This is a genomic window from Maribacter algae (assembly GCF_047345745.1).
Classification (GTDB): Bacteria; Bacteroidota; Bacteroidia; order Flavobacteriales; family Flavobacteriaceae; genus Maribacter.
In genome coordinates this window covers 942,089-965,286 of sequence record NZ_JBLFES010000002.1, presented here as the reverse complement: position 1 = coordinate 965,286, position 23,198 = coordinate 942,089, and the positions used below count along the sequence as shown (strand labels likewise).

The window sequence follows — 23,198 nt, the reverse complement described above, 5'->3', positions numbered from 1 at the left end:
TTAGAATAAAATAACTCAAAAAAGCCGTAGAAAGCTATTTTACGGCTTTTTTATTAAAATCCTCTTTTCTTGAAACATCCTCAACAATATGGACACCATCGTCAATGTTGAGGCGGTACACTTCAGCGTTAATTCCAGTTTGGTTTTTATAGGAATAAAGTATTTTCTTTAAATTCTCTTCAACTGTTTCGGTTTTAATAAGATTGATGGTGCAACCTCCAAAACCGCCACCCATCATCCGAGAGCCCATAATTCCTTCTAAGTCTTGTCCACTCTCAACCAAATAATCCAGTTCTTTCGTAGTGATCTCAAATTCCTTTGACATTGCCCAATGGCCTTCCAAAAGAATGTTCCCCACCTGTATGGCGTCACCGGAGTTCAGTACTTCTATCATCTTTAACACCCGTTGATTTTCGGCAATGATATAATGCGCCCTTTTATAGTCGGTCGGGTTTACATCGCTTTCAATGCTTTTTAAATCGTTCATCGTAACATCTCTCAAAGAAGTAATTTCGGAACGTTTTTCAGCAATTTTGGCAACGATATTCTCACAAGAAATTCTTCTTTTATTGTATTCCGAATCTACCGCTAGGTTATGGGTGATTTTAGAGTTGATCAAGACCCAGCTATATCCTTTGAGGTTTACAGGTATATATTTATGACTTAAATCTCTACAATCCAGAAAAAGCGCATTTTTGCTCTTGCCGAACAAAACCGCATATTGGTCCATTAGCCCGCAGTTCAAACCGATTTTATGTTCTGCTTTTTGAGCGATTAACGCAATATCCTCTCTAGTAATATGCTGTTCACAAACCTTTGAAAGCGCGTACAGAAACCCACAGCATAGCGCAGCGGAAGAAGAAAGTCCCGAACCTATAGGAATGTCACCGCCAAAAACACAATCCATTCCTTTTAAGGGATAATTGTTTTCCACCAAAATCTCGATAATCGCTTTAAAATAATTACCCCATCCGGCATTGTATGCAGTATGTTTTCCTTTTAGATTAAAAGTTATTTTTTCTGGGGAAGTCAAGAACGTCTCAATATTTATTTCGGCTTTTGCATTGCCAGAAACCGCAAAATAGATACCTTTTTCAATAGAGGCGGGAAGCACGTAGCCCAAGTTGTAATCAGTGTGTTCCCCAATTAGGTTTATTCTTCCCGGAGCCTTTACCACAAGGGGTCGCGAGTTATAATTGGATTCAAAATAGTTTTTGATTTCTGAGGCAATCATAAAAGTCATTGGTTTAGGAACCGCAATATAATCAAAGCTGAAAATTGTGCTTCACCTTTCACAAAAAACATGTTATTAGTTGGAAGTTAGGGGACGGCTTAGCATTTTATCAAACAATTCAAAAATAAATGCAATGACGATAACTAATGCCGCGCCAATGAAATTCAACCATAAATAACCCAATTTTTCTTCGCCTGAAGGATAAATGTGAATCAAATAATAATATATGATGCAGACAATGATCTGGGTGAGGACAGCGGCAAAGAAAACGGCATTTCCTTTTACAAATTTGAAGAAAAAAGCCAAAAGAAATATCCCGAGTACATTACCGTAGAATATACTTCCTATAATGTTGACCAACTGAATCAAATTATCAAAAAGATTGGCGATACATGCAATGAGAATGGCAATAATACCCCAAATAAGGGTAAAGCCCTTGGAAGCCATTACATAATGCTTTTCGGTCATTTTACCTTTTTTGCTTCGCTTGTACAAATCCAAAGCGGTTATGGTACCCAAAGCATTCAGTTCGGAAGCCGTGGAGGACATTGCCGCAGATAAAATCACGGCCAACAGAAGCCCAACAAGTCCCTTTGGTAAGTTATTCAGGATAAAATGGATGAAAACATAATCCTTGTCATTGGTCTCCACGGATGCATCCGCTTGTTCGATCAATGCTTTTGCGGCCTCGCGATTCACCCTATCCTTTTCGTTGATACGTATGATTTTATTTTTTGCTTCCGCAACGGCAGCATATTCTTTTATTTCAAGCGCTGCGGAAAAATCGTTCTGGGCAATTCTTTTTTCGGCTTCCAATTCAATCTGCCCTTCTTGCAATAGGGTATAATCTTCAGCATATTCAGAGTTCATCACGGTATTTGTCGCCGAAGGATTAAAATTTAAGGGCGACGGATTATATTGATAAAAAACAAAAACCATGACCCCGACCAAGAGAATGAAAAATTGCATAGGTATTTTGAGCATACCATTAAATACAAGACCCAATTGGCTCTCACGTATAGATTTACCTGATAAATAACGCTGTACTTGGCTTTGATCCGTTCCAAAATAGGCGAGAGCTAAAAACAGTCCGCCGGTCATGCCACTCCAAAAAGTATATCTGCTGGAGGTATTAAAACTGAAATCCAAAATGTTCAATTTGTCACTGGCACCAGCAATTTTTAAGGCTTTACTAAAAGTAATATCCGATGGTAAATACCCAAGAATAAAGAAAAAAGTGATGAACATTCCAGTCATGATAATGAACATCTGCTGTTTTTGGGTAACACTTACAGCTTTTGTACCGCCGGAAACGGTGTAAATGATGACCAGTGTTCCAAGAATTATATTCAAAGTACGCAAATCCCAACCCAAAACTGCCGAGAGAATAATAGAAGGGGCAAAAATGGTAATACCCGCGGCAAGTCCCCGTTGTATCAAAAAAAGAATAGCAGCTAGTGAACGTGTCTTTAAATCAAACCTACCTTCTAGAAATTCATAGGCGGTATACACCTTCATTCTATGATATAGGGGAATGAACACCAGACAGATAATGATCATGGCCAGGGGCAGTCCAAAATAAAACTGTACGAAACCCATCCCGTCATGAAATGCCTGACCAGGAGTGGATAAAAAAGTGATGGCACTTGCCTGCGTGGCCATTACGGAAAGACCTATGGTCCACCATTGTGCTTGGCTACCGCCCTTTACGTAATCATTTACATTTTTGCTGCCACGCGTTTTCCAAACTCCGTAAGCAACGATAAAAAGAAGTGTGCTACAAAGAATTGTCCAGTCAAGTACTCCCATATTAAGCGAATGAGGTCATTAAATATGAGAATATCAAGATATATATCAGATTAAGTAACAGAACAAGGGTATATTCCTTTTTCCAAAGTTTACTATCATCTTTCTCTTGACTCATCCTTTTATTTCGTCTTGCATTTCCAACTCCTTGCCTACGGATAACATATTAGAGAATAATTTATATGCTCCCGGAACTCCTGCAGGCAATTCCCTAAAAAAGCTTAGTCCCGTATAAATATAATTGCCTTTACCGTAAGGGGCAATTAACAGACTACCTTTTTTTGCATTTTCACCATCATCTTTCATCTCCAGAATAGGTGTAAATGATTTGTCCCACTTTTTTGGAAAGTATAATCCCCTTTCCTGAACCCATCCATTAAAATCGGTTTCCGTTATTTTGTTCGGGAAATTAACAAGTGAATTTTCTTTTGCGATTATTTTCACATCCGAATTTTCATCGGTTACCCTATCCCTGCTGATTTCCAAGGAATAAGGTGCAATATTCTCAAACTGTGCCGCCCATCTGCCCGCGGTGTTGTATTGCGTGATTACTGTACCGCCCTTTTTCACATAATCTAATATATACTTTTGCTTAAAGCTAAGGTCTTTTACAACATTATAGGCCCTTATGCCTAATACTACGGCGTCATAATTGTCCAAAGTACCCTCAGTAATCTCGGATGGGTCTATCAAATGTACCGTGTAGCCAATTTGTTCCAAACTGGTAGGAACATCATCTCCCGCCCCCATAATATAGCCGATATGCTCACCGGCTTTTTGAATATTCAAACGGACTACTTTAGTTTCCGCAGGAAGTAATATGGTTTGTGTAGGAATATGGTCATAGGCTATGGTAACCAATTCTCTGTCAATCTCTTTTCCGTTGACTTTTACCAAAGGGGAAATATAGCTTTCACTTTCCGTATCCGGTGGCGATAACTTAAAATATACCGTCTGTTCGTCACCCTTTTTCGCTATAGAAAAAGGTTTTGTTTCCGCGTCTACTGTCCAAGCTTTATCATAACAAAATTGTACTGTGCCCGATACATTGTCAGCATGTGCTTTTATGGTTACGGGAATATTCTTAGAGGATCCGTCCGAAAAGATTAGCACCTTATCCTGAAAACTAGCTGTAACTTCCGGAACTATTTCAAAAGGTTGATATAATTCCCCCTTATCCGGTTTGGCATATTTGTACACTAAAGGCTTGGAGATAAAAATGGGAACATCATCAACAGTTAAGTTGAAGGTTAAATCAAAGGCACGTGGTGTTTCCGGCTTTCCTATCCATTCCTTGTTGGTGACGGTATAAGTGCCCAAAGTTCCTTTTTCCATTAACCAATAAGGACTTGTGAAAGAAGTGTTTTCCGGAATATTGAAGGAAATCTCTTTTGTGATTTTTTCATTGGCACCTAATCCAATAGCCTCGCTGTAGACCGATTTGTCATTTATCTTAATCGATTCCAAAGTAATGGAAACGTTACTTCTGTTAAGTGCCTCAATATTTACTTGGGTAGTTTCTCCGGGATTTGCATAGGCCGATTGTGTAGTGCCTTCTAAAAATAATCCCGAGGCTGCCAAGATAATGTCTTCTAATTCTTTCGATTTTAAGCCTTTCCAATGTGCATCATCTATTTTTTGCAATAATTGATATGCTTTGACCAGAGCAGGAACATGTTTGCTTGGGTTCGTAAAGTCAAAATTCTTTTCTACGTCTTCCAAAATGGCACCTATGGCTTCGCCTCCTTCAATTCTAGACCATGTGGTATTGATTCCTTCAAAGGGATCTGTCATGTCCTTTGGTAAATCTCCCTCTAAAAGTTCCAAATAATCCGGTTGTGTTCCCCGTGTGCTCAATCTACCAAAACCTTGACAGAGGTGCTGGCTGCTCGCCAAAGAGGCAATCTCGTTGTTGGACATACCCAAAGTAGGGTAATAGACCCCCACATCCACAGAAAGCATTTTAGATTTATCCGCTTTTTCAAATTTTTCCCTACTCCCATAAAACCACCATGAGGTGTTAAAGAACAAACGTTTTGGTTTCCAAGTTTCCGTCATTGTCAATTGCTCAGGGTAGGCCATTGGGTCATTGACCAAATCAAATGCCTCAACACTCAACATGGCAGATGAAGTATGGTGCCCATGGGTCGTTCCCGGACTTCTATGGTCAAACCTATTGATGATAATATCTGGCTTAAAAGTTCTAATAGTTCTCACAACATCGCCCAAAATAGTTTCCTTGTCCCAAATTTTCAGGGTTTCTTTGGGATGTTTGGAATATCCAAAATCGTTGGCCCTTGTGAAAAACTGTTCGCCGCCATCCACTCTTCTTGCCGCCAGAAGTTCTTGAGTACGCAATACACCCAATAGTTCCCTGAGTTCTGGACCAATAAGGTTTTGCCCGCCATCACCTCTTGTTAACGATAAATAACCAGTTCTGGCTTTTACGTCATTGGACAGATAGGAGATAAGTCTCGTATTTTCATCATCTGGGTGGGCGGCAACGAACAATGCCGTTCCCAAAAAATTAAGTTTTTGAACGGAGTGATAAATATCCGAGGGAGTATTGTTTTTGGGAGTTTGAGCTTCAGTAGTATTGGAAATAAAAAAGAAGGTGAGGCAAAGTACCAGCAAATGGCGCATATTCGGTTGTTTTAGTCTTTGGTCAAAGATAGGAAGATAATATACCTATGGGATTTTTTTACAACTTCTTTAACACCCTAATTTTCATCTATATCCGCGACCAATTGTCCGTTATACGTAGAAATAAGAGTAACGCCTTTTTGTAGGATCATGTTGTTCGGATAGGTAAGGATCTCCCCGTTCTTTTTCCTCAAATGCAAATGAAAAGCACGAATATCCTCTATTACAAAAACCTCTTTTTCCACGGCATCGGTATCCGCTAGTTCCTTATCCAAAATACGTATCGTATTTCCTATTTTAAACGGAAAGGAAAAGAATATGATAACACCAGCGGTAATATTGCTCAAAATAGACCACTGCGCAAACAAGGCAACTCCAATAACGGCAAATACCGAAGACACCAAAACTCCCAAATCTTTATAATTTACGCCCCAAATCAAGGTGAAAGTCGCTATGGTTATAATGGTAAGGGCTATCGAGATATATTTTACAATAAGATTGGTGCGTACCGGATTAAAATCACCTAATTTACCAACCTTCCGAACAGTTTTGGTAAGTATTAATTTGAGGATAATGACAAGAATAATGACTACCGAACTGGTCAGTAGTTCATTTTGATGATCGATAAAAAAAGTTTTCATAGGTTACAGGCCCAAACTATCGCGTAAATAGAGGTCGCTATTTGAATTTTGCCCCCAATACGCAGTTTTAATGGATTTATTTTTGGTTCCTTTAGAAGTCAAAACTTTGGCATTTGGCCCAAAACCGTCTTTATAGGTCTCTTCCCAACTTTCTATGGTGTGTGGAAACTTTTTGGTGAAATTAATCTTGAGCGTGCGATTTAATTCTGGGTATGAAATTTCATAGGTGCTCATATTGCCATTATCGGTAAGTGCTGCTTTGGCGGAATAAGGTGCTAACTTTTTGTGTGATAGTCGTGCATATTCCAGAGAAGGCACTATTTCAATAGCTCCAACAGGTAGATTATTTGGGTCGATTCGAATTTTATTCCATATTTCATTTTCCAAAACAGCTTTTTTAATACTGAAATCTTCATCGGCCTCGCTTTCAAAATAAGAGCGGGACTGTATTTGAAAATCGTTCTTATTGTTAAGTTGCGCATATACATGACCGCACCATTCCTGTGCGGAGAACGAAACCTTTATGGCATGTTCATTATCATGAACCGGATAAAAACTGCTGCTCATAATGGAGTAGGGATAAATACCGGTCAAGTACTTTTTTGTGGCGTTCAATTTTAGAACAGGAATGTTTTTAGGGTTGCTACGGTCTGCCTTTACTTGCTTTCCGGGTAAAAAAGGTTCGGTTACATAAATCAGGACGGCATTGCCTTCCCGTATCTCACCATATCTGGCCTGTTCCAAGGTATAGGATGTAATCTCCGCTTTTCCGGCATACCAATAATCCTTGAACTCTTGGGATAAATGTTTTTTGGGCGTTTTGATGTCTTCGTCTTCGGAGGCCATGGCGATATCGTTCGATTTTGCTACCTCCGCTTCCTTACAGGATTGATTGAAACTGCACAATGCAGCAAAAACAACGACAGTAAGTTCTAATTTCAACCACTTTTTAAACATGACTCATCTATTTTTAGCAAAATTACCTAAAATACGCTAAGATACCATGTGCATTAACGTTTCATAAACCAATTGCGTAGGCAACCCCACAACATTGGTGTAAGTACCTTTCAATTCCTTGATTCCTATAAGCCCTATCCATTCTTGAATGCCATAAGCCCCTGCCTTGTCATAAGGTTGATAGTTCTCTATATAATACATAATCTCCGCTATGGACAATTCTTTGAATTTGACTTGTGTTGAATGGTTTTTGATCAATTGAGTTTTCGGGGTCGTAAAGCATACGGAAGTAATCACCTCATGCCAATCATTGGACAGTTTTTCAAGCATTTCTTGAGCCTCTTGGGCATCTTTGGGTTTGGCCAGGGATTCGCCGTTGTGCCAGACTACGGTATCCGAAGTAATGAGTATTTCATGGGATTTCAAATCATCTTTCTGAACGGATGCCTTTAATTTTGCCAAATAGTCCGAAATATCGGAAGCTTCTAGATGTAGAGGATACATTTCTTCCACCTCTTTTAACCGAACTTCAAAATCCAGCCCCATTTCCCTGAGGAATTGCTGCCTTCTTGGAGAGGCGGAAGCAAGAATAAGTTTATAGTTTTTTAGTTTTTCCTGTAGTATCATTAATCGTTTGCGGCACTAAAATGACTCATCCAATCCCCTCTTACTTTCAACACTTGTTCGATTACATCCCTGACACAGCCATCCCCACCTTTTATATGCGAAATATAGATACTTACCGCTTTTACCTCTGGGACGGCATTTTGGGGACAAGTAGCCAATTGTACCCGTTCCATTGGTGGAATATCCGGGATGTCATCTCCCATATATAATACCTCTTCGTATTTGATCCCATTTTTATCCAAGTACTTGTTCAATACATCAATTTTATGATGTGCTCCCATATAAATATCCTTCACCCCCAGTCCTTTTAAACGCGTTCTAACCCCTTCGTTGGTTCCTCCGGTGATGATACAGACATTATATCCTTGGCTCAATGCCACTTTTAGGGCATAACCATCTTTAACACTCATTTTTCTTAGCATTTCCCCATCCGTGGTGACCAATAGCGAACCATCTGTAAATACGCCATCAACATCAAAAATGAATGTAGTGATTTGTTGTAAAAACTCCTTGTAACTTTTATCCATAGGTATCTTTTATCGCATTGCTCAAAAGTATATATATTTCTCTGTGTTTTTCGTTTTCCAATAAACTTAAGTGTTCGCGCATCGTTTTTTGGTCATTTCGTACTGCAGGGCCTGTTTGGGCTTGTCGCGGAGTCATATCGGATATTTTAGAAGCCGTTTCTAAAATCAGAGGTTTTAACAGATTGAAATCCAATTCATTGTCGTCACAAATTTCTTTTGCCGCCGTGAATAGGTAATTGGTAAAATTATTGGAGAAAACTGCAGCTATATGAAGTATCTTTCTTTTTTCGGAATCGATTACTTCAACTTTATCGCTTAGTGAATTGGCCAGCCTTTTCAATAGGGCCAAATCATCTTTCTCCGAAGTTTCAATGCATATCGGGATTTCCTTAAAATCCACTTTTTTGCCCGAAGTAAATGTTTGTAGGGGATAAAGAACACCGGTATGGGCATTGACTTTCAAGGCTTCCATGGGAATTGCGCCAGAAGTGTGCACCACAAGGCCATCTACGGAGCTCATTTTTTCGGACACTTCAATAATAGCATCGTCCTTTACGGCGATGATATATATTTCAGCTTTAAAGAGCTTTTTAAAATTTGTACTGGTATGGGCGGATTTTTTAAAGTAGTTAAGTTTTTTTTCGGACCTCCCAATAACCTGTTTGACATTAACTTCTTTGGTCGTCAAAAAAGCATTGAACAGTAATTTGGAAACATTTCCTGTACCCACAAGAACAACTGAAATCATGAACCAAAAATACAAAGAAAAGTGAGTAGCTATTTGTGTTAAAATTAACAATTCTGTTTAAGTTTTTAAAGGGCTTATAATCATTGCGAAAGAGAAATAGTCCGTACTTTTGCCTGTTGAAAATCAATGTTATTTTTCATGACAGAATTGCTCAAGAAAATTTTCTTCTCTACCCGTTTAATGGCCGTACTTTTTATTGTTTTCGCTACCGCAATGGCTTTCGGAACTTTTGTCGAAAGTTGGTATAGCACGGAAACTGCCCGTATATGGATCTACAATGCTACGTGGTTTGAAGTTATCATGGTTTTCTTTGTCATTAATTTTGCAGGAAACATATTTAGGTACAGATTATTACGTTGGGAAAAATGGCCCGTTTTAACATTACACCTTTCTTGGATTCTTATTATTATAGGTGCTTTTGTCACTCGTTACATTAGTTACGAGGGAATGATGCCCATACGCGAGGGCCGGACAGAGAAGATATTCTATTCCGATAAAACCTTCCTCACGGCCAACGTAGACGGTGAAATTAATGGCGAGCCCAGACGAAAAATTTTGGAAGATGATTTAATCGTTACTACGGAAGCCATTAAATCCAATCTGCCTTGGAAATCCGATTTTAATGATCAAGAATTTAAGATTGAATATGTTGATTTTATAGCCGGTGCCAAAAAAGGGTTGATTCCAGGAAAAGAAGGAAATACGTATCTCAAGATAGTGGAGGCCGGCGATGGTCAACGTCACGAGCATTTTTTAGAAAATGGAAAAGTAGCAAGTATTCATAACGTATTGTTCGCCGTGAACAAAAAAACGGAGGGTGCCATAAATATTTATGCCACAGATAGTAGCTATCAAATAGAAACTCCTTTCAATGGGAATTTTATGCGTATGGCAGATCAGTTTCAAGGAACTGTGGTCAAGGACAGTTTACAACAATTACAGTTACGCTCCCTGTACAATATGGCCAATATGCAGTTTGTAATTCCCGAGCCATTGGTTCAAGGAACATACGGCATTGTTGAAATACCCGAGAAAGAAAAGACCGAAGTAGATTTAGATGCTCTGGAAGTGGCCATTACTTCCAACGGAGAAACCAAAAATGTTCAAATTTTAGGAGGAAAAGGAGGCACCAACTATACTGACAAAGTAAGAGTTGGTGGTCTGGACTTTTCTTTACGGTACGGATCTAAAGTATATGAACTTCCCTTCTCCATACAATTGAACGATTTTATAGCTGAAAAGCATCCGGGAACGGAAAACAGCTATGCTTCTTTTATGAGCAAGGTCACCGTAAAAGATGAACGCCCTTTTGATTATGATATTTTTATGAACCATGTATTGGACCATGAAGGCTATCGCTTTTTTCAATCTGGTTTTGACCCTGATGAAAAAGGAACCACATTGTCCGTAAACCATGACTTATGGGGAACATGGATTACCTATATTGGTTATTTTCTATTGTACATAGGATTGTTGGGGATCATGTTTTTTGGGAAGACCCGTTTTAAGGATTTGGCGCAATCCCTTGGAAAATTAAAGGAGAAGAAAAAGAAGATATTGACTACCATTGTTCTATTGATTGGTTTTACTTTTCCTGCCATTTCGCAAGAACATTCTATTGATGATGGTCATGACCACAGTATCGCACCAAGTGCTGCACAGGTAGATTCCCTCATTAAAACATCTATCGTGGCCAAGGAACATGCGGAGGCCTTTGGAAAACTCGTCATACAAGACCCTGGCGGTAGAATGAAACCTATCAATACCTTTTCTTCGGAATTACTGCGAAAACTGAGCTTAAAGAATACGTATTTGGATTATAGTTCCGACCAAGTTTTTCTATCCATGATGATGAATCCTGCCGCTTGGTATAATGCGGAATTCATTGCGTTGGATAAAAAAGGGCAAAATGATAGTATCCGAAACGTTATTGGGGTTCCAAAGGAACAAGAATTTATAAAGGCAACCGATTTTTTCAATGAGAAAGGACAGTATAAACTAGAGCCTTTTCTACGAGAAGCCACGGCTACTAATATCCCTAATAAGTTTCAACGTGATCTGAAGGATTTGAATGTACGCTTAAGTCTTTTGAACCAGGCGTTGGGTCAGGATATTGTAAAGATATTTCCCCTGTTGAATGATGAGAATAACAAATGGATTTCTGCCGTTGAATATCGTGGAGGACAATATCAGGTTGCTGATTCACTTTATGCAAACTTTATTAAAAATGCGATGCCCTATTATTTAATGACTTTGGGCAAAGCGCAAAAAAGTGGAGATTATACTCAAGCGGATAAATTATTGGCGGCCTTCAAACAGAATCAGAAAAATCACGGGAGTGAAGTGCTTCCATCGGAAGAAAAGATAAATGCGGAAGTTATCTACAACAAGCTGGATATTTTTAATCGATTGTATAAATATTATGCAATGGTTGGTGTACTCATGTTTTTTGTATTGGTCCTACAGATACTAAAGGACCGAGAAATATGGAGGGCAATAATTTACCTTTGTAAAGGAGTTATTGTACTCCTGTTTTTATGGCACACCGCAGGACTGATATTACGTTGGTATATTTCTGGGCATGCGCCGTGGAGTGATGCTTACGAGAGCATATTGTTCGTAGCTTGGGCAACTATGGGTATGGGTATGTCTTTCGTGAGGAAAAGCATGATGACCTTGTCAGCTGCCGCTTTTGTTTGTTCCATGCTGCTTTTCTTTGCACATCAAAATTGGGTAGATCCCGCTATTGGTAATCTGGTCCCTGTTTTGGATAGTTATTGGCTCATGATACATACCTCCGTTATTGTTGGGAGTTACGGCCCCTTAACTGTAGGGATGATTTTAGGTGTAGTCTGTTTGTTACTAATGTTATTGACCACTAAAAACAATAAAGCACGCATGGAAATCAATCTAAAGGAACTCACCATTATCAATGAGATTGTGCTGACTGTAGGATTGATTATGTTGACCATTGGAAACTTTCTCGGCGGCCAGTGGGCCAACGAGAGTTGGGGACGTTACTGGGGTTGGGACCCAAAAGAAACTTGGGCCTTAATTTCCATTATGGTTTATGCTTTTGTAATACACACGCGTTTGGTGCCGGGACTTCGCGGAAAGTGGACCTTTAATTTTTTGAGCGTTGTTGCCTATGGTAGTATCATGATGACTTACCAAGGTGTAAATTTCTATTTGGTAGGACTGCATAGTTATGCCAGTGGTGCGCAAGTAGTTACGCCAACATTTATTTATTATACTATAGTTGGAGTATTTGCTTTGGGTGCTTTGAGTTATTGGCGTTATAAAGTCAATTATTCTAAATAAGCTTGTTCTAGCTATTGTCTTACAACGCATTTTACCTTTAAAATCATGTTTTCTGTAATATTTGTTTCAGATATAAATTTTTTTTGCATATTTGTTCCATTATGAAGCTCTAAAATTATGTTTGGAATAAATGTCTTGATTGCCACCGAGCGATTTTTGTAACCGTTTTTTACTTCTTCGGTTCTAAAGACATTCTCTTTTTTATTCACATAATTTTTATTTAATGAGATCATATATACAATCAATACAAAAGTATTTGGGCTATTTCTGGATAGCCGTTACAGGAAAAGAATCGGAATTTACTTCGGGGAGTATTCGTAAAGCAATTTTCATGCTTTCGGTCCCAATGATTCTGGAGATGCTGATGGAGTCTATCTTCGCTCTTGTAGATATTGCCTATGTATCACAAGTAAGCGTAAATGCGGTTGCTACGATAGGACTTACGGAATCTGTTGTCACCCTTATTTATGCACTGGCCATTGGATTGAGTATGGCTGCCACGGCAATCGTAGCGCGTAGGGTGGGGGAAAAGGATATTTCTGGAGCTAAAGAGGCTGCCGTGCAGGCCATTGCGCTAGGAATTTTAATTTCATTGCTCGTAGGCGTGTTCGGGTTTGTTTACGCGAAGGATATTCTTTCGCTTATGGGAGCCGAACCGGACTTGATTGCAGAAGGATATGGGTATACCAAACTTTTAATGGGAGGTAATATTACCATCATGCTTTTGTTTTTGATCAATGCTATTTTCAGGGGAGCCGGGGATGCCTCCATTGCGATGTGGACTTTGGTGCTCTCCAATGGACTAAATATAATCCTTGACCCACTTTTTATCTTTGGTTGGGGTCCCATACCGGAATATGGAGTCATGGGAGCTGCCATAGCCACTAATATTGGTAGGGGAAGCGCAGTTTTATTTCAAATCGGGATTTTATTCTTCGGTTGGAGTAGAATAAGACTCGCTTTAAAAGACTTGGTATTGAACATTAAAGTGATGATAAACCTTATCCGGGTTTCGTTGGGTGGCATAGCGCAATTTCTAATCGGCACCTCTAGCTGGGTGTTTTTAATGCGAATGATGTCCGAATTTGGCAGTGAGGTTTTGGCAGGATATACCATTGCCATCAGAGTGATGCTCTTCACGTTAATGCCTTCTTGGGGCATGAGTAATGCTGCTGCCACTTTAGTAGGGCAGAATTTAGGTGCCAAGAAACTTGAGAGGGCCGAAACGTCCGTTTGGAAAACAGGAAAGTATAATGCCTATTTTATGGGATTGGTATCTATAGTCTATTTGCTCTTTGCAAAAGATATTGTCGGTTGGTTTAACGATACTCCCGCCGTTATAGAAAATGGGGGACTTTGTTTACAGATTATTGCTGCGGGCTATATTTTTTATGCCTATGGCATGGTCGTTACGCAAGCTTTTAATGGTGCAGGGGACACTGGTACTCCAACACGAATCAACTTAATCGCTTTTTGGGCCTTTCAGTTGCCGTTTGCCTATTTAGCGGCTTTTTATTTTAATTTGGGAGCCATTGGCGTATTTATGGCGATAACACTTGCCGAAGTCCTATTGGCCGTCATTTCAATTTTTCTCTTCAAAAGGGGAAAGTGGAAATCGTTTCAGGTGTAAATCGAAATTCGTACTTTTAAAGAGAAAATATTTCATTAAATGGAAGAGAAAAATAAAGGATTAAATACCATTTGTACGCACGTTGGGGAGTTAGAGGACAAACAATATAAGGGTGCCATATCTCCTTTATATATGAGCAGTTCCTATGCTTTTGATGATGTGGACGTTAAGCGGTACCCCCGGTACTTTAATACGCCCAACCAAGAAGGGCTTTGCAAAAAAATAGCGGCTTTGGAGCATACGGAGTCCGCATTGATTTTCGGTAGCGGCATGGCAGCTGTGAGTACTGCACTCATGGCTTTTTTGAAAGCAGGGGACCACGTGGTCTTACAGCAAACGCTTTATGGAGGCACCTATAATTTGGTCACCGAAGAATTTTCAAAGTATGGTATTGAATTTTCTTTTACAAAAGGTTGGGAAGCGAAGGACTTTCAAGAAGAAATCAAGGGGAACACAAAAGTGATTTATTTAGAAACACCATCCAATCCGTTATTGACCATTACGGATTTAGCGGCAGTGGCATCACTGGCAAAAAATAAGGGTATCATTTCCATGATCGACAATACCTTTGCCAGTCCGGTGAACCAAAATCCCGTTGATTTTGGAATTGATATTGTCATTCATAGTGCTACCAAGTATATGGGAGGGCATTCCGACATTTGTGCGGGAGCAGTTGCCTCGAGTTCAGAAAATATAAATCGCATATTTCAATTGGCCAAGAATTTTGGCGGCAGTCTTAGCGATTATACAGTATGGCTTTTGGAGCGCAGCATTAAAACTATGGGCTTGCGTGTAAGGGCGCAGAATGAAAACGCCTTAAAAATGGCCAATTTTCTAAATGATTTAGATGATATCGATGCTGTTTATTATCCTGGTTTGCCAACACATACCGGTCACGATGTGGCAAAAAGACAAATGAAAGGTTTTGGGGGTATGCTTTCATTTGAATTAAGGCCATATGTAGATGCTTCCGTTTTTCAGAAGTCTTTAAAATTGATAAAATCATCTATGAGTCTGGCCGGTGTGGAAAGTACCGTATTGTCACCAACACAAACATCACACGCACTTATGAGTCCAGAAGTTAGGGCAGCCCAGGGCATATCTGATGGATTGATACGTTTTTCGGTAGGTATCGAAGAACCGGAAGATTTGATGGCAGATATCGGACAAGCAATAAAAAAAGCCAAATTGGAAACCGCTATCGCATCGGATAAATAACAATCCTGTAAGTGCTATTATTTTTTAGCGACTGAGGTAAACCAATCCGAAACCCATTTATGAAGTTAGATATATTAGTTTTTGGTGCACATCCAGATGATGCAGAGCTAGGTGCAGGCGGTACTATAGCCAAAGAAGTTGATAGCGGTAAACGTGTAGGTATTATAGATTTGACCCGTGGAGAACTCGGTACACGCGGGTCCGCTGAGATACGGGATAAAGAAGCGGCGGCGGCGGCGAAGATTTTGGGAGTTTCCGTTCGGGAGAATTTAGGATTTCGGGACGGTTTTTTTATGAATGACGAGAAGCATCAATTGGAAATTATCAAAATAATTCGGAAATATCGCCCGGAAATTGTGCTTTGCAATGCAATCGATGATAGACATATTGACCATGCAAAAGGAAGTAAATTAGTTAGTGATGCCTGTTTTTTAAGTGGTTTGGTCAAAATTGAGACCGAAATAGAAAATGAAAATCAGGAACCATGGCGACCAAAATTAGTGTATCATTTTATTCAGTGGAAGAACCTTGTACCTGATTTCGTGATGGACATCAGTAGTTTTATCGAAAAGAAAACAGAGGCTATCCTGGCCTATTCTTCCCAGTTTCATGACCCTAATAGTGATGAACCGGAAACCCCTATAAGTAGCAAGACATTTTTGGATAGTGTAAATTACCGAGCAAGAGATCTTGGAAGGTTAATCGGAAAAGATTATGCAGAAGGTTTTACCGTAGAGAGGATGATAGCGGTAGATAATCTGGATATGCTTATTTAAGCGGATTGTTTTAGCTTTTCCTCAACATCGGCACCTGTTTTATTTTTTACCTTAGGAACCGTAAAATAGAAGCTTGAACCTTTATCAAGGGCACTATCTGCCCAAATAATACCTTTGTTTGTCTCTACCATTTCCTTACATAGGGAAAGTCCTAATCCGGTCCCTTTTTCGTCATTTGTTCCGTAAGTGGTATGGTTACTATCCTTATTAAAGATTTTTGTCATTGTTTCGGAATCCATTCCTACTCCGTTATCTCTGACAAAAACTTCCCAGGATTTTGTTTTTTCAACAGCACCAACGACAATTTTTCCATTTTCCGGGGTGAACTTTATAGCGTTGCTGATTAAGTTCCTAACGACAACATCTATTTGGTTTTCATCCGACCATGCAATGGTATTCTTTTTTACTTTATTTACAATTTTGATATTTTTTCTCAACGCTATTTCAGATAACAATGAAATGTTCTTTTCAAATATAGCTCCCAAATTAACGTTTTTGGGTTTGTTAACATCCGCTTTCATTTGTGTCTGCCCCCAACTCAAAAGATTATTAAGGGTAAAGGCAATATTGTCCACATCATTTTTCATTTTAGGAAGAAACCCAATGAGTTCTTTCTCTTCGATTTGACCTTGTTTGAACATATCCAATAGCCCTTGTAAAGCACCTATGGGGCCTCTGAGGTCATGACCAATAATAGAAAAAAGCGTATTTTTTGTCTTGATGACCTTTCGTAAATGTTTTCGGTTTTTCTTTAAATCCCTTTGTTTGGACAATAACCTTTTATTTAGTTTTTTCTGATATCTGATAGTTTTTCTTCTGTATAATAGAATGCCAAGAAGTAATATTGCAATAGTTATAAATGCATATATATAATTTCTTTGCTGTGCCAGTGCCTTTTCATTTTCTAGAATTAAACCTTCTTTCTGTTTTTCATAATCCATCTTTGCTTTCAGCATTGATAGATTTTTTCGACTGTCATCTACAGTAATGGAGTCCGATAATTTTTTGAATATCTCATGATAGTGTAGGGCCGCTTTGCTGTTATTTATGCTTTTTTCTATCTTATATAAAATTTCAGCGCAATTTTTTTGACCTTCTAAATTTTTTAGTTTGTTGGCTATGTCATAAGCTTTCGTTGCGTATTCCTTTGATATTTCTTTTTCCTCTTCATCTAAATATACTTCCGATAATCCATGAAGGAGAATCATTTTGCCATTCTCATCGTCCAATTTTTCATGTAATGAAATACCTTGTTCAAGCCAGTGTTTGGACCATTTGTATTTTTTTTGTTTTAGATAGATTGAGGCTTTAATGCCGTATGAGAACGCCAACCAGTCATATATCTTTTCTTTTTCAAAAGTCTTTATGGCTCTATTTATATTTTCAAGAGCTTTTTCGTAGTCTTTGATTTCGTTGTAAATAGATGCAACGTTACAACTGGTTTCCGCAATAATTATTTCGTCACCGATTTTTTGATTGATATTTTCTACTTGTTCATACCATGACAGGGCATTTGTATAATCATTTTGGTCAGCATATAGACTCGCAATATTTTCAGTAATTACGGATAATAAAACCTTATCCTCTAATTTTTCCGCTACTTCTATGCTAGATAGGTAAACGTCCAAAGCCTTTGCTTTTTCTCCTCGCATACTATATTGCAAACCTATCCCATTTTGAATGTTCGCAATCAGTTCGTAAGAATTGATGTCTTTGGCAATCTTTAATGCTTTTTTATAATGTTCCAACGCTTTATCCGATTCTCCCGAAAAGGAAAAATATTGTCCATAGTTAAATAAGAATCGGCTTACACCGTAGGTATAATTTGCCTGTTTACTTAGATTGAGACCTTTCTTGGTATAATGAAGCAATGTATCCGTATCATAATAACTGTATTCATAGCAAAGCCTATCCAACAATTCAATATATGTAGTATCTTTTTCATTGAAATCCTTTTGGGCTTTTATTTCCAGAATTCTACTTCTTACGTCCTCTATATTTTGAGTTTGGGCATTAGAGAATAACCCAAACAAAAAGAGCAATCCCAATAGGAGGATATTTCTTTGTGGAGTGCGAAACGAAATAAAATATATTGTTCTTTTCACAATGATTTTAGTACTAATGTTTCGCAAGATATTAACTTAATTGAGCGTAAAATAAATTTTGTTGTCAAACAGTGATATTTGTGTGTTTAATCAATCAATAAATGCAATTCATCGATAAAGTAAAAATTCTATCAACAAATATTAATTAATTTGCTTATATTTTAGATTATCCAAATTTTGGTATGGAAATATTAAAAGTAGTCCCTTTTCCCCTTTCACTTTCCACCGTAATCGTTCCTTTGTTTTTTTGAACCATTTCTTTACATAGCAACAATCCCAAACCAGTTCCTTTTTCCATGTTTGTACCATAAGTGGAGTAGTGCTCTAATCTTGTAAATACTTTGTTTATCGTTTCATGACTCATACCTAAGCCTGTATCCGTAACAGAAATCACTATATATTTGTTCCTTTTTATAGCATCTATATCAATATGCCCCCCTTCCGGAGTAAACTTAATTGCATTACTGATAAGATTTCTAAAAATGATATTAAAATGGTTAAAATCTACAAATACGATAAAACCATCAGCTATCTTATTGGCATAACTTAGTTTCTTTTGCTTTAAGTTAGGTTTGAACAAATTAAAAATAGCATCGATTTCTTCTTTTATATCAACTTCTTCGGAAGATATACTGGCACCTTGCATTTGTGTTCTTCCCCAATTCAGTAAATTATCCAAAGTGAAATGAATATGGTCCAATTTAGTACTTAGCTTGGGGGCAAATTTTTTAAAATAGATTTCTCCCGTTTCTTTTTCTTCAAGACATAAACTGACCAATTCCTTAAGGGAAACGATGGGACCTCTTAAATCATGCCCAACAATTGAAAACAACTTGTCTTGTGTTTTATTCGTCTGATTTAATTTTTCTTGATTTTCCAACAAAATTTTTGTCTTATCCTCTAACTCTAGATTTAATTTTTTTTGTGCACTACGCGACTTAAAAATTAAAAACGCGATCATAATGGAAATAAGTAGCGCTGCAGTAGATAATTGGATATAGGTTTTTTGCTTTACGCTATTGTTTAAATTTTCCTTTTTTAATTTTTCTTTTTCATTTTCAAAATTATTTTTAGTTCTCAGCATTACAATGTTTGCTTTATTTTTTTCCCTCAGGATACTGTCGGAAAATTTTCCCGCAAGTTCTAGATAGGTCAACGATTCCTCTGTATTGTTTTCGTTCTTTGCCAACATATATAGACTACGATAACATTTCTCAAGCCCCGTTTTTAAATTGAAGGATTTATAAAGCTGTAGACTTTCGTTAAAAAGTTTTTTTGCTTTGTCAGCTTTTTTTAAGGCCATGTATGCCATTCCTTTACCGTAAGTAATATCTGCCTTTCCCTTGGTGTCCTCTAAATTTTGATGAATGGAATCCGCTTTGTCATAATATTGTAATGCTTCTTCCTCATTTTTCCTTACCAAATTTAAATCCCCCTTGGTTCCGTATACAAATGCAAGCCATTCTGCTACTTTGAATTCCGCAAAAATTTTAGTACTCTCTTCAAGGTAATATTGAGCTTTCTCAAAATCTCGGGTTTTTAGATAAAGAAACCCTAAATTACTGTAAACCATTCCTTTATTAATTGGTTTTTTTTCTAAATATGTAGAATTATTCATGATCTGGGTATAAAATTTTTCTGCCTCTTCATAATCTTCCAATAGCAAAAACATGGTTCCCAAATTTAATTTCATAATGAATAATTGCTCTGTTGCATTTAGTTCTTCCCCCTTTTTAATCGCTTTTAAAAATGTTTTATAAGTATTGGGATAATCGGAGAGAATAAAATAAGCCTGTCCTATTTGGTTTTGCGCTCGCATTACCAGGTATGGGAATTTATCCTTGTATTCCTTTTTCAAAATTCTTTCTCCAAGATCAATAGCTTTCCTCGAGTTTCCAACATATAAATGGTACAAACTTTGGTTAGCCAAGGAATTAAGGATTCCTTTTTTATAATTCAAGGCCTTACTCAACTCAAATGCCTTATCGGATAACAACTTTAAAGAGTCTTGGTTGTAAAATTTTATTTCCCAAGCTAGTTTGTTCAATAGGTTTATGTAAAGTGTATCATTTTGGGCAAAATCATCTTTAAGCTGAAGATTGGTTATTTGTTGGTTGAGATGAATAATACTATCTTTTTGAGCTACTGAAGAGAGATTAGTGACAAGAAATAATATTAGTGTAATTTGATATTTTAAAATGTTCATTTTGTTGGGTTGGTTAAAATATATTGAAGAGAAAAACCTGAACATCTACAAGTTATATAAACATTTTTGATTTGTACTTCATTAATCACTCATTTGTTAGTTTATATTTGTTCAGAATAAGTAAAAAAATTACCTTTGCCACCGCTTCAAATGGTGGTTGTAGCTCAGCTGGTTAGAGCATCGGTTTGTGGTACCGAGGGTCGCGGGTTCGAATCCCGTCTTCCACCCTTCACTAAAGCAAAAGGCCCGTCTATATAGACGGGCCTTTTTATATAATTTTTAGATTAAATTTTATTTGCTTGCTTTGTCTACAATTACTTTTTCATTTCTGTTGGCAACTTCCCAAGCCGTATGGAATATAAGGCGAGCTCTATTCTCAAGTAAATCATAGTTTATTTTGTCCGGAGTGTCCCCGGGTCTATGGTAGTCATCATGGGTGCCGTTAAAATAGAAGATGATCGGAATATTGTTTTTTGCAAAGTTATAATGGTCGCTCCTGTAATAAAATCGGTTAGGGTCATTTTCATCATTATAGGTATAGTCCAGCTCTATATTTGCATACTTTGTGTTTACCGCTTCGGACAGTTCGTGAAGTTCCGTACTCAATTTATCGGAACCAATAAGGTAAATATAATTTCTATCGCCTTCCCTCTTTGGATCAATACGACCGATCATATCAATATTTAAATTGGCAACGGTCTTTTCCAACGGAAAAATCGGGTCAAAATCGGTATAGTACTGGGAGCCCAATAACCCTTTTTCCTCCCCGGTCACGTGCAAGAACACAATTGACCTTTTTGGCGTATATCCAGCTTTGGCAGCTTCTTTAAAAGCTTCCGCAATTTCCAAAAGGGCAACGGAACCGGAACCGTCATCATCTGCACCATTATTTATTTCCCCATTGGCAGAAATACCAATGTGGTCCAAATGTGAAGAAATAACTAAATATTCATCCGGTTTTTCCGACCCTCTTAAAATGGCCGCCACATTTTCAGAGTCTACCTTTTGATTAGCGCTTTCAAAGGCAATACTAATTTTAGTATCCACTATTTTTGGTTGGTCATCCTCTTTGATATTGTTTATAATTGCTGTTGCCAAGGTCTCATCTATAAAAAGACTGGAAAATTTTGGTGCTTTATCATCTCTAATGGACATTCTACCGCTATTATTAGTGGTCATATAATCAAATCTTCTCTTGAAGCGACTAAAATTGGCATCATCAAAATATAAAATTCCTTTCGCACCTTTTTCACCGGCCAATTGGATTCTTTTGGTCATCGACTCTGACATGTTGCTCCACATGGATTTTTCCTGAGACCCTGTTATTCTATAAGTTCCATCCTCGTTCATGGGTTCACCGGATTTCACTAAAACTAATTTCCCGGTCAGGTCCAATCCCTCATAATCAGAATAGCCTTCTTCCTCAATACCATATCCCACATATACTATTTCTTCAAAACTATTTTTTCCGGCCGTAAAGGTTAAAACATGTTCTCCAATTGGATACTCTTTTCCGTTCAATGACAAACTCCCGGAGGGAATTCTACTCATTTCCAAGGGTACCTTTTGAAAATAATCCCCATTGGTTTGAGCCGCGGGAATATTAATTTTCTCATATTCCGCCTTTAGATAGGCCACTGCCTTTTTTTGCCCGGGCTCACCGGTTTCCCTCCCTTCAAATTCATCCGAAGCATAGGTATATAAATGCTCTTTGAGCTCTTCTTGGGTAATGGTAGCCGCAAATTCCGTTGGGTCTGCTTCCGGTTTTACCGTTTTTTCCGAAACCGTCTTTTGGGAGGAATTACAGCTAAAAATAATTCCTGTTAGGATAATTAGTGTTTTTTTCATTTTATTAGTCATCGTTAATTTTCAAAAGTACCTAAAAGAATGCTTCTTATGAAATAGGTATTGTAAATCAACGCTTAGGATTGTAACTGACTTTCAAAGTGAATAAATAACATAAAAAAACGCCCACAACTTGGGCGTCTTTTTATGCAATACAAATTGCACTAATCGTTTGAAAGGATACTCAGAATATACCAGAATAAAAGCATTAACGAAGCAAACAGGCCTAAAGAAGCCGCCACATGTTGGTGCGATTGGTACTTATGAATCATATTGGAAGTTTGATACAGTATAGAACCTGATGCCAACACCACCATACCTGCACTGAACCAAAGACCAAGATTAAACCCAAAAAGGGTGCCTGCAATAATCAATCCCAAAGCGATGGCGAATCCTATGGATAATATCGATTTCAAAAACGAAAAATCTTTTTTGGTTAAGAAAACCACGGCGGATAGTCCAGTAAACAGTGATAATGTAAGGACTGCTGCTTGATTGAGGATGTTGAAAGCTCCTTCCCCGGAAATCATGATTGCCATAAAGATTAGCGGAATAAAAATGAATGCCTCTGCAATCACATAAAGTATTAATCCGGCATAATGCATGTTTACATTATCGCTCTTCAAGGCCATTTTTTCTGCATAATTGGTTACTAACATAAATCCCCCTAAAAGCAATAACCAACTTATGCCACCGGTTAAGGAAATAGCAAGGTTGACAATAGCATCAATTTGAAAAAAGAAGGTTTCGATCAAAACAAATAATAAAACCGCTCCGGCTAAATGAGCATATGTTTTCTTGTAGAAAGTTGCTCTTGCTTCTTGAGATAAATCATTGACCATTTGTAGGTTGGGTGCTTGATGGTTTTCCATAATTTTAAAATTTTCAGATTGTTTATGGGTGTGCAACGTAGC

The 23,198-nt window shown here is 37.9% G+C and carries 16 protein-coding genes and 1 tRNA gene; 5 read left to right on the top strand and 12 right to left on the bottom strand.

Features of this window, described 5'->3' with window-relative positions:
- Positions 1-34 precede the first annotated feature (34 nt).
- The 8 genes from galK to ACKWBX_RS11515 all read right to left on the bottom strand — a co-directional run bounded on the left by galK (position 35) and on the right by ACKWBX_RS11515 (position 9,183).
- Positions 35-1,234 carry a galactokinase gene (gene galK, locus ACKWBX_RS11550; protein ID WP_413968836.1) on the bottom strand — a complete coding sequence of 400 codons (1,200 nt, stop codon included), beginning with the start codon at positions 1,232-1,234 and terminating at the stop codon, positions 35-37.
- Between the two features lie 75 nt (positions 1,235-1,309).
- Positions 1,310-3,043: a sodium:solute symporter family protein gene (locus ACKWBX_RS11545; protein WP_413968835.1), complete on the bottom strand. Its 1,734-nt coding sequence runs from the start codon at positions 3,041-3,043 to the stop codon at positions 1,310-1,312.
- A 111-nt stretch (positions 3,044-3,154) separates the two neighbouring features.
- The gene (locus ACKWBX_RS11540) at positions 3,155-5,683 is read right to left on the bottom strand and encodes a PIG-L family deacetylase (RefSeq protein ID WP_413968834.1); all 2,529 of its coding nucleotides are present in this window, start codon (positions 5,681-5,683) and stop codon (positions 3,155-3,157) included.
- A 77-nt stretch (positions 5,684-5,760) separates the two neighbouring features.
- On the bottom strand, positions 5,761-6,324 hold the full coding sequence (locus tag ACKWBX_RS11535) for a mechanosensitive ion channel domain-containing protein (protein WP_413968833.1): 564 nt from the start codon (positions 6,322-6,324) through the stop codon (positions 5,761-5,763).
- Between the two features lie 3 nt (positions 6,325-6,327).
- Positions 6,328-7,281 (bottom strand): septum formation inhibitor Maf, encoded by a 954-nt coding sequence (locus ACKWBX_RS11530; protein WP_413968832.1) that lies wholly within the window; start codon positions 7,279-7,281, stop codon positions 6,328-6,330.
- Between the two features lie 36 nt (positions 7,282-7,317).
- The gene (locus ACKWBX_RS11525; protein ID WP_413968881.1) at positions 7,318-7,905 is read right to left on the bottom strand and encodes a Maf family nucleotide pyrophosphatase; all 588 of its coding nucleotides are present in this window, start codon (positions 7,903-7,905) and stop codon (positions 7,318-7,320) included.
- Positions 7,906-7,907: 2 nt separating this feature from the next.
- Complete coding sequence (locus tag ACKWBX_RS11520; RefSeq protein ID WP_413968831.1) at positions 7,908-8,435, bottom strand: KdsC family phosphatase; 528 nt, start codon at positions 8,433-8,435, stop codon at positions 7,908-7,910.
- Positions 8,428-9,183, bottom strand: a complete 756-nt coding sequence (locus tag ACKWBX_RS11515; protein WP_413968830.1) for a Rossmann-like and DUF2520 domain-containing protein — start codon at positions 9,181-9,183, stop codon at positions 8,428-8,430. The genes ACKWBX_RS11520 and ACKWBX_RS11515 overlap by 8 nt, the downstream gene beginning before the upstream one ends.
- A gap of 138 nt (positions 9,184-9,321) precedes the next feature.
- On the opposite strand from ACKWBX_RS11515, the gene ACKWBX_RS11510 reads away from it, so the two are divergent.
- The 4 genes from ACKWBX_RS11510 (at position 9,322) to bshB1 (ending at position 16,128) form a co-directional block, all read left to right on the top strand.
- Positions 9,322-12,504 (top strand): cytochrome c biogenesis protein, encoded by a 3,183-nt coding sequence (locus tag ACKWBX_RS11510; protein ID WP_413968829.1) that lies wholly within the window; start codon positions 9,322-9,324, stop codon positions 12,502-12,504.
- A gap of 223 nt (positions 12,505-12,727) precedes the next feature.
- Positions 12,728-14,134 (top strand): MATE family efflux transporter, encoded by a 1,407-nt coding sequence (locus ACKWBX_RS11505; RefSeq protein ID WP_413968828.1) that lies wholly within the window; start codon positions 12,728-12,730, stop codon positions 14,132-14,134.
- Between the two features lie 39 nt (positions 14,135-14,173).
- Complete coding sequence (locus tag ACKWBX_RS11500; protein ID WP_413968827.1) at positions 14,174-15,352, top strand: trans-sulfuration enzyme family protein; 1,179 nt, start codon at positions 14,174-14,176, stop codon at positions 15,350-15,352.
- A gap of 59 nt (positions 15,353-15,411) precedes the next feature.
- Positions 15,412-16,128 carry a bacillithiol biosynthesis deacetylase BshB1 gene (bshB1, locus tag ACKWBX_RS11495; protein WP_413968826.1) on the top strand — a complete coding sequence of 239 codons (717 nt, stop codon included), beginning with the start codon at positions 15,412-15,414 and terminating at the stop codon, positions 16,126-16,128.
- Here the strand turns inward: bshB1 and ACKWBX_RS11490 are convergent.
- Together ACKWBX_RS11490 and ACKWBX_RS11485 are read right to left on the bottom strand one after the other, a co-directional pair.
- Positions 16,125-18,233 (bottom strand): tetratricopeptide repeat-containing sensor histidine kinase, encoded by a 2,109-nt coding sequence (locus ACKWBX_RS11490; protein WP_413968825.1) that lies wholly within the window; start codon positions 18,231-18,233, stop codon positions 16,125-16,127. The two genes, bshB1 and ACKWBX_RS11490, sit on opposite strands and share 4 nt — an antisense overlap.
- A gap of 166 nt (positions 18,234-18,399) precedes the next feature.
- The gene (locus ACKWBX_RS11485; protein ID WP_413968824.1) at positions 18,400-20,439 is read right to left on the bottom strand and encodes a tetratricopeptide repeat-containing sensor histidine kinase; all 2,040 of its coding nucleotides are present in this window, start codon (positions 20,437-20,439) and stop codon (positions 18,400-18,402) included.
- A 152-nt stretch (positions 20,440-20,591) separates the two neighbouring features.
- Between ACKWBX_RS11485 and ACKWBX_RS11480 the strand changes: the two genes are divergently transcribed.
- Positions 20,592-20,667: transfer RNA gene (locus ACKWBX_RS11480), tRNA-His, on the top strand.
- A 63-nt stretch (positions 20,668-20,730) separates the two neighbouring features.
- Here ACKWBX_RS11480 and ACKWBX_RS11475 read toward each other — a convergent pair.
- Together ACKWBX_RS11475 and ACKWBX_RS11470 are read right to left on the bottom strand one after the other, a co-directional pair.
- Positions 20,731-22,287, bottom strand: a complete 1,557-nt coding sequence (locus ACKWBX_RS11475) for a M28 family peptidase (protein ID WP_413968823.1) — start codon at positions 22,285-22,287, stop codon at positions 20,731-20,733.
- A gap of 161 nt (positions 22,288-22,448) precedes the next feature.
- A complete protein-coding gene (locus ACKWBX_RS11470; RefSeq protein ID WP_413968822.1) occupies positions 22,449-23,156 on the bottom strand; it encodes a Bax inhibitor-1/YccA family protein in 708 nt (235 codons plus the stop codon).
- Positions 23,157-23,198 lie beyond the last annotated feature (42 nt).

Bases quoted from the DNA above. Each gene is read 5' to 3' on its own strand.
- ACKWBX_RS11475 (WP_413968823.1), bottom strand. From the start codon at position 22,287: ATGAAAAAAACACTAATTATCCTAACAGGAATTATTTTTAGCTGTAAT.
- ACKWBX_RS11485 (WP_413968824.1), bottom strand. From the start codon at position 20,439: ATGAACATTTTAAAATATCAAATTACACTAATATTATTTCTTGTCACT.
- bshB1 (WP_413968826.1), top strand. From the start codon at position 15,412: ATGAAGTTAGATATATTAGTTTTTGGTGCACATCCAGATGATGCAGAG.
- ACKWBX_RS11515 (WP_413968830.1), bottom strand. From the start codon at position 9,183: ATGATTTCAGTTGTTCTTGTGGGTACAGGAAATGTTTCCAAATTACTG.
- ACKWBX_RS11470 (WP_413968822.1), bottom strand. From the start codon at position 23,156: ATGGAAAACCATCAAGCACCCAACCTACAAATGGTCAATGATTTATCT.
- ACKWBX_RS11540 (WP_413968834.1), bottom strand. From the start codon at position 5,683: ATGCGCCATTTGCTGGTACTTTGCCTCACCTTCTTTTTTATTTCCAAT.
- ACKWBX_RS11505 (WP_413968828.1), top strand. From the start codon at position 12,728: ATGAGATCATATATACAATCAATACAAAAGTATTTGGGCTATTTCTGG.
- galK (WP_413968836.1), bottom strand. From the start codon at position 1,234: ATGATTGCCTCAGAAATCAAAAACTATTTTGAATCCAATTATAACTCG.
- ACKWBX_RS11530 (WP_413968832.1), bottom strand. From the start codon at position 7,281: ATGTTTAAAAAGTGGTTGAAATTAGAACTTACTGTCGTTGTTTTTGCT.
- ACKWBX_RS11520 (WP_413968831.1), bottom strand. From the start codon at position 8,435: ATGGATAAAAGTTACAAGGAGTTTTTACAACAAATCACTACATTCATT.
- ACKWBX_RS11545 (WP_413968835.1), bottom strand. From the start codon at position 3,043: ATGGGAGTACTTGACTGGACAATTCTTTGTAGCACACTTCTTTTTATC.
- ACKWBX_RS11510 (WP_413968829.1), top strand. From the start codon at position 9,322: ATGACAGAATTGCTCAAGAAAATTTTCTTCTCTACCCGTTTAATGGCC.
- ACKWBX_RS11535 (WP_413968833.1), bottom strand. From the start codon at position 6,324: ATGAAAACTTTTTTTATCGATCATCAAAATGAACTACTGACCAGTTCG.
- ACKWBX_RS11500 (WP_413968827.1), top strand. From the start codon at position 14,174: ATGGAAGAGAAAAATAAAGGATTAAATACCATTTGTACGCACGTTGGG.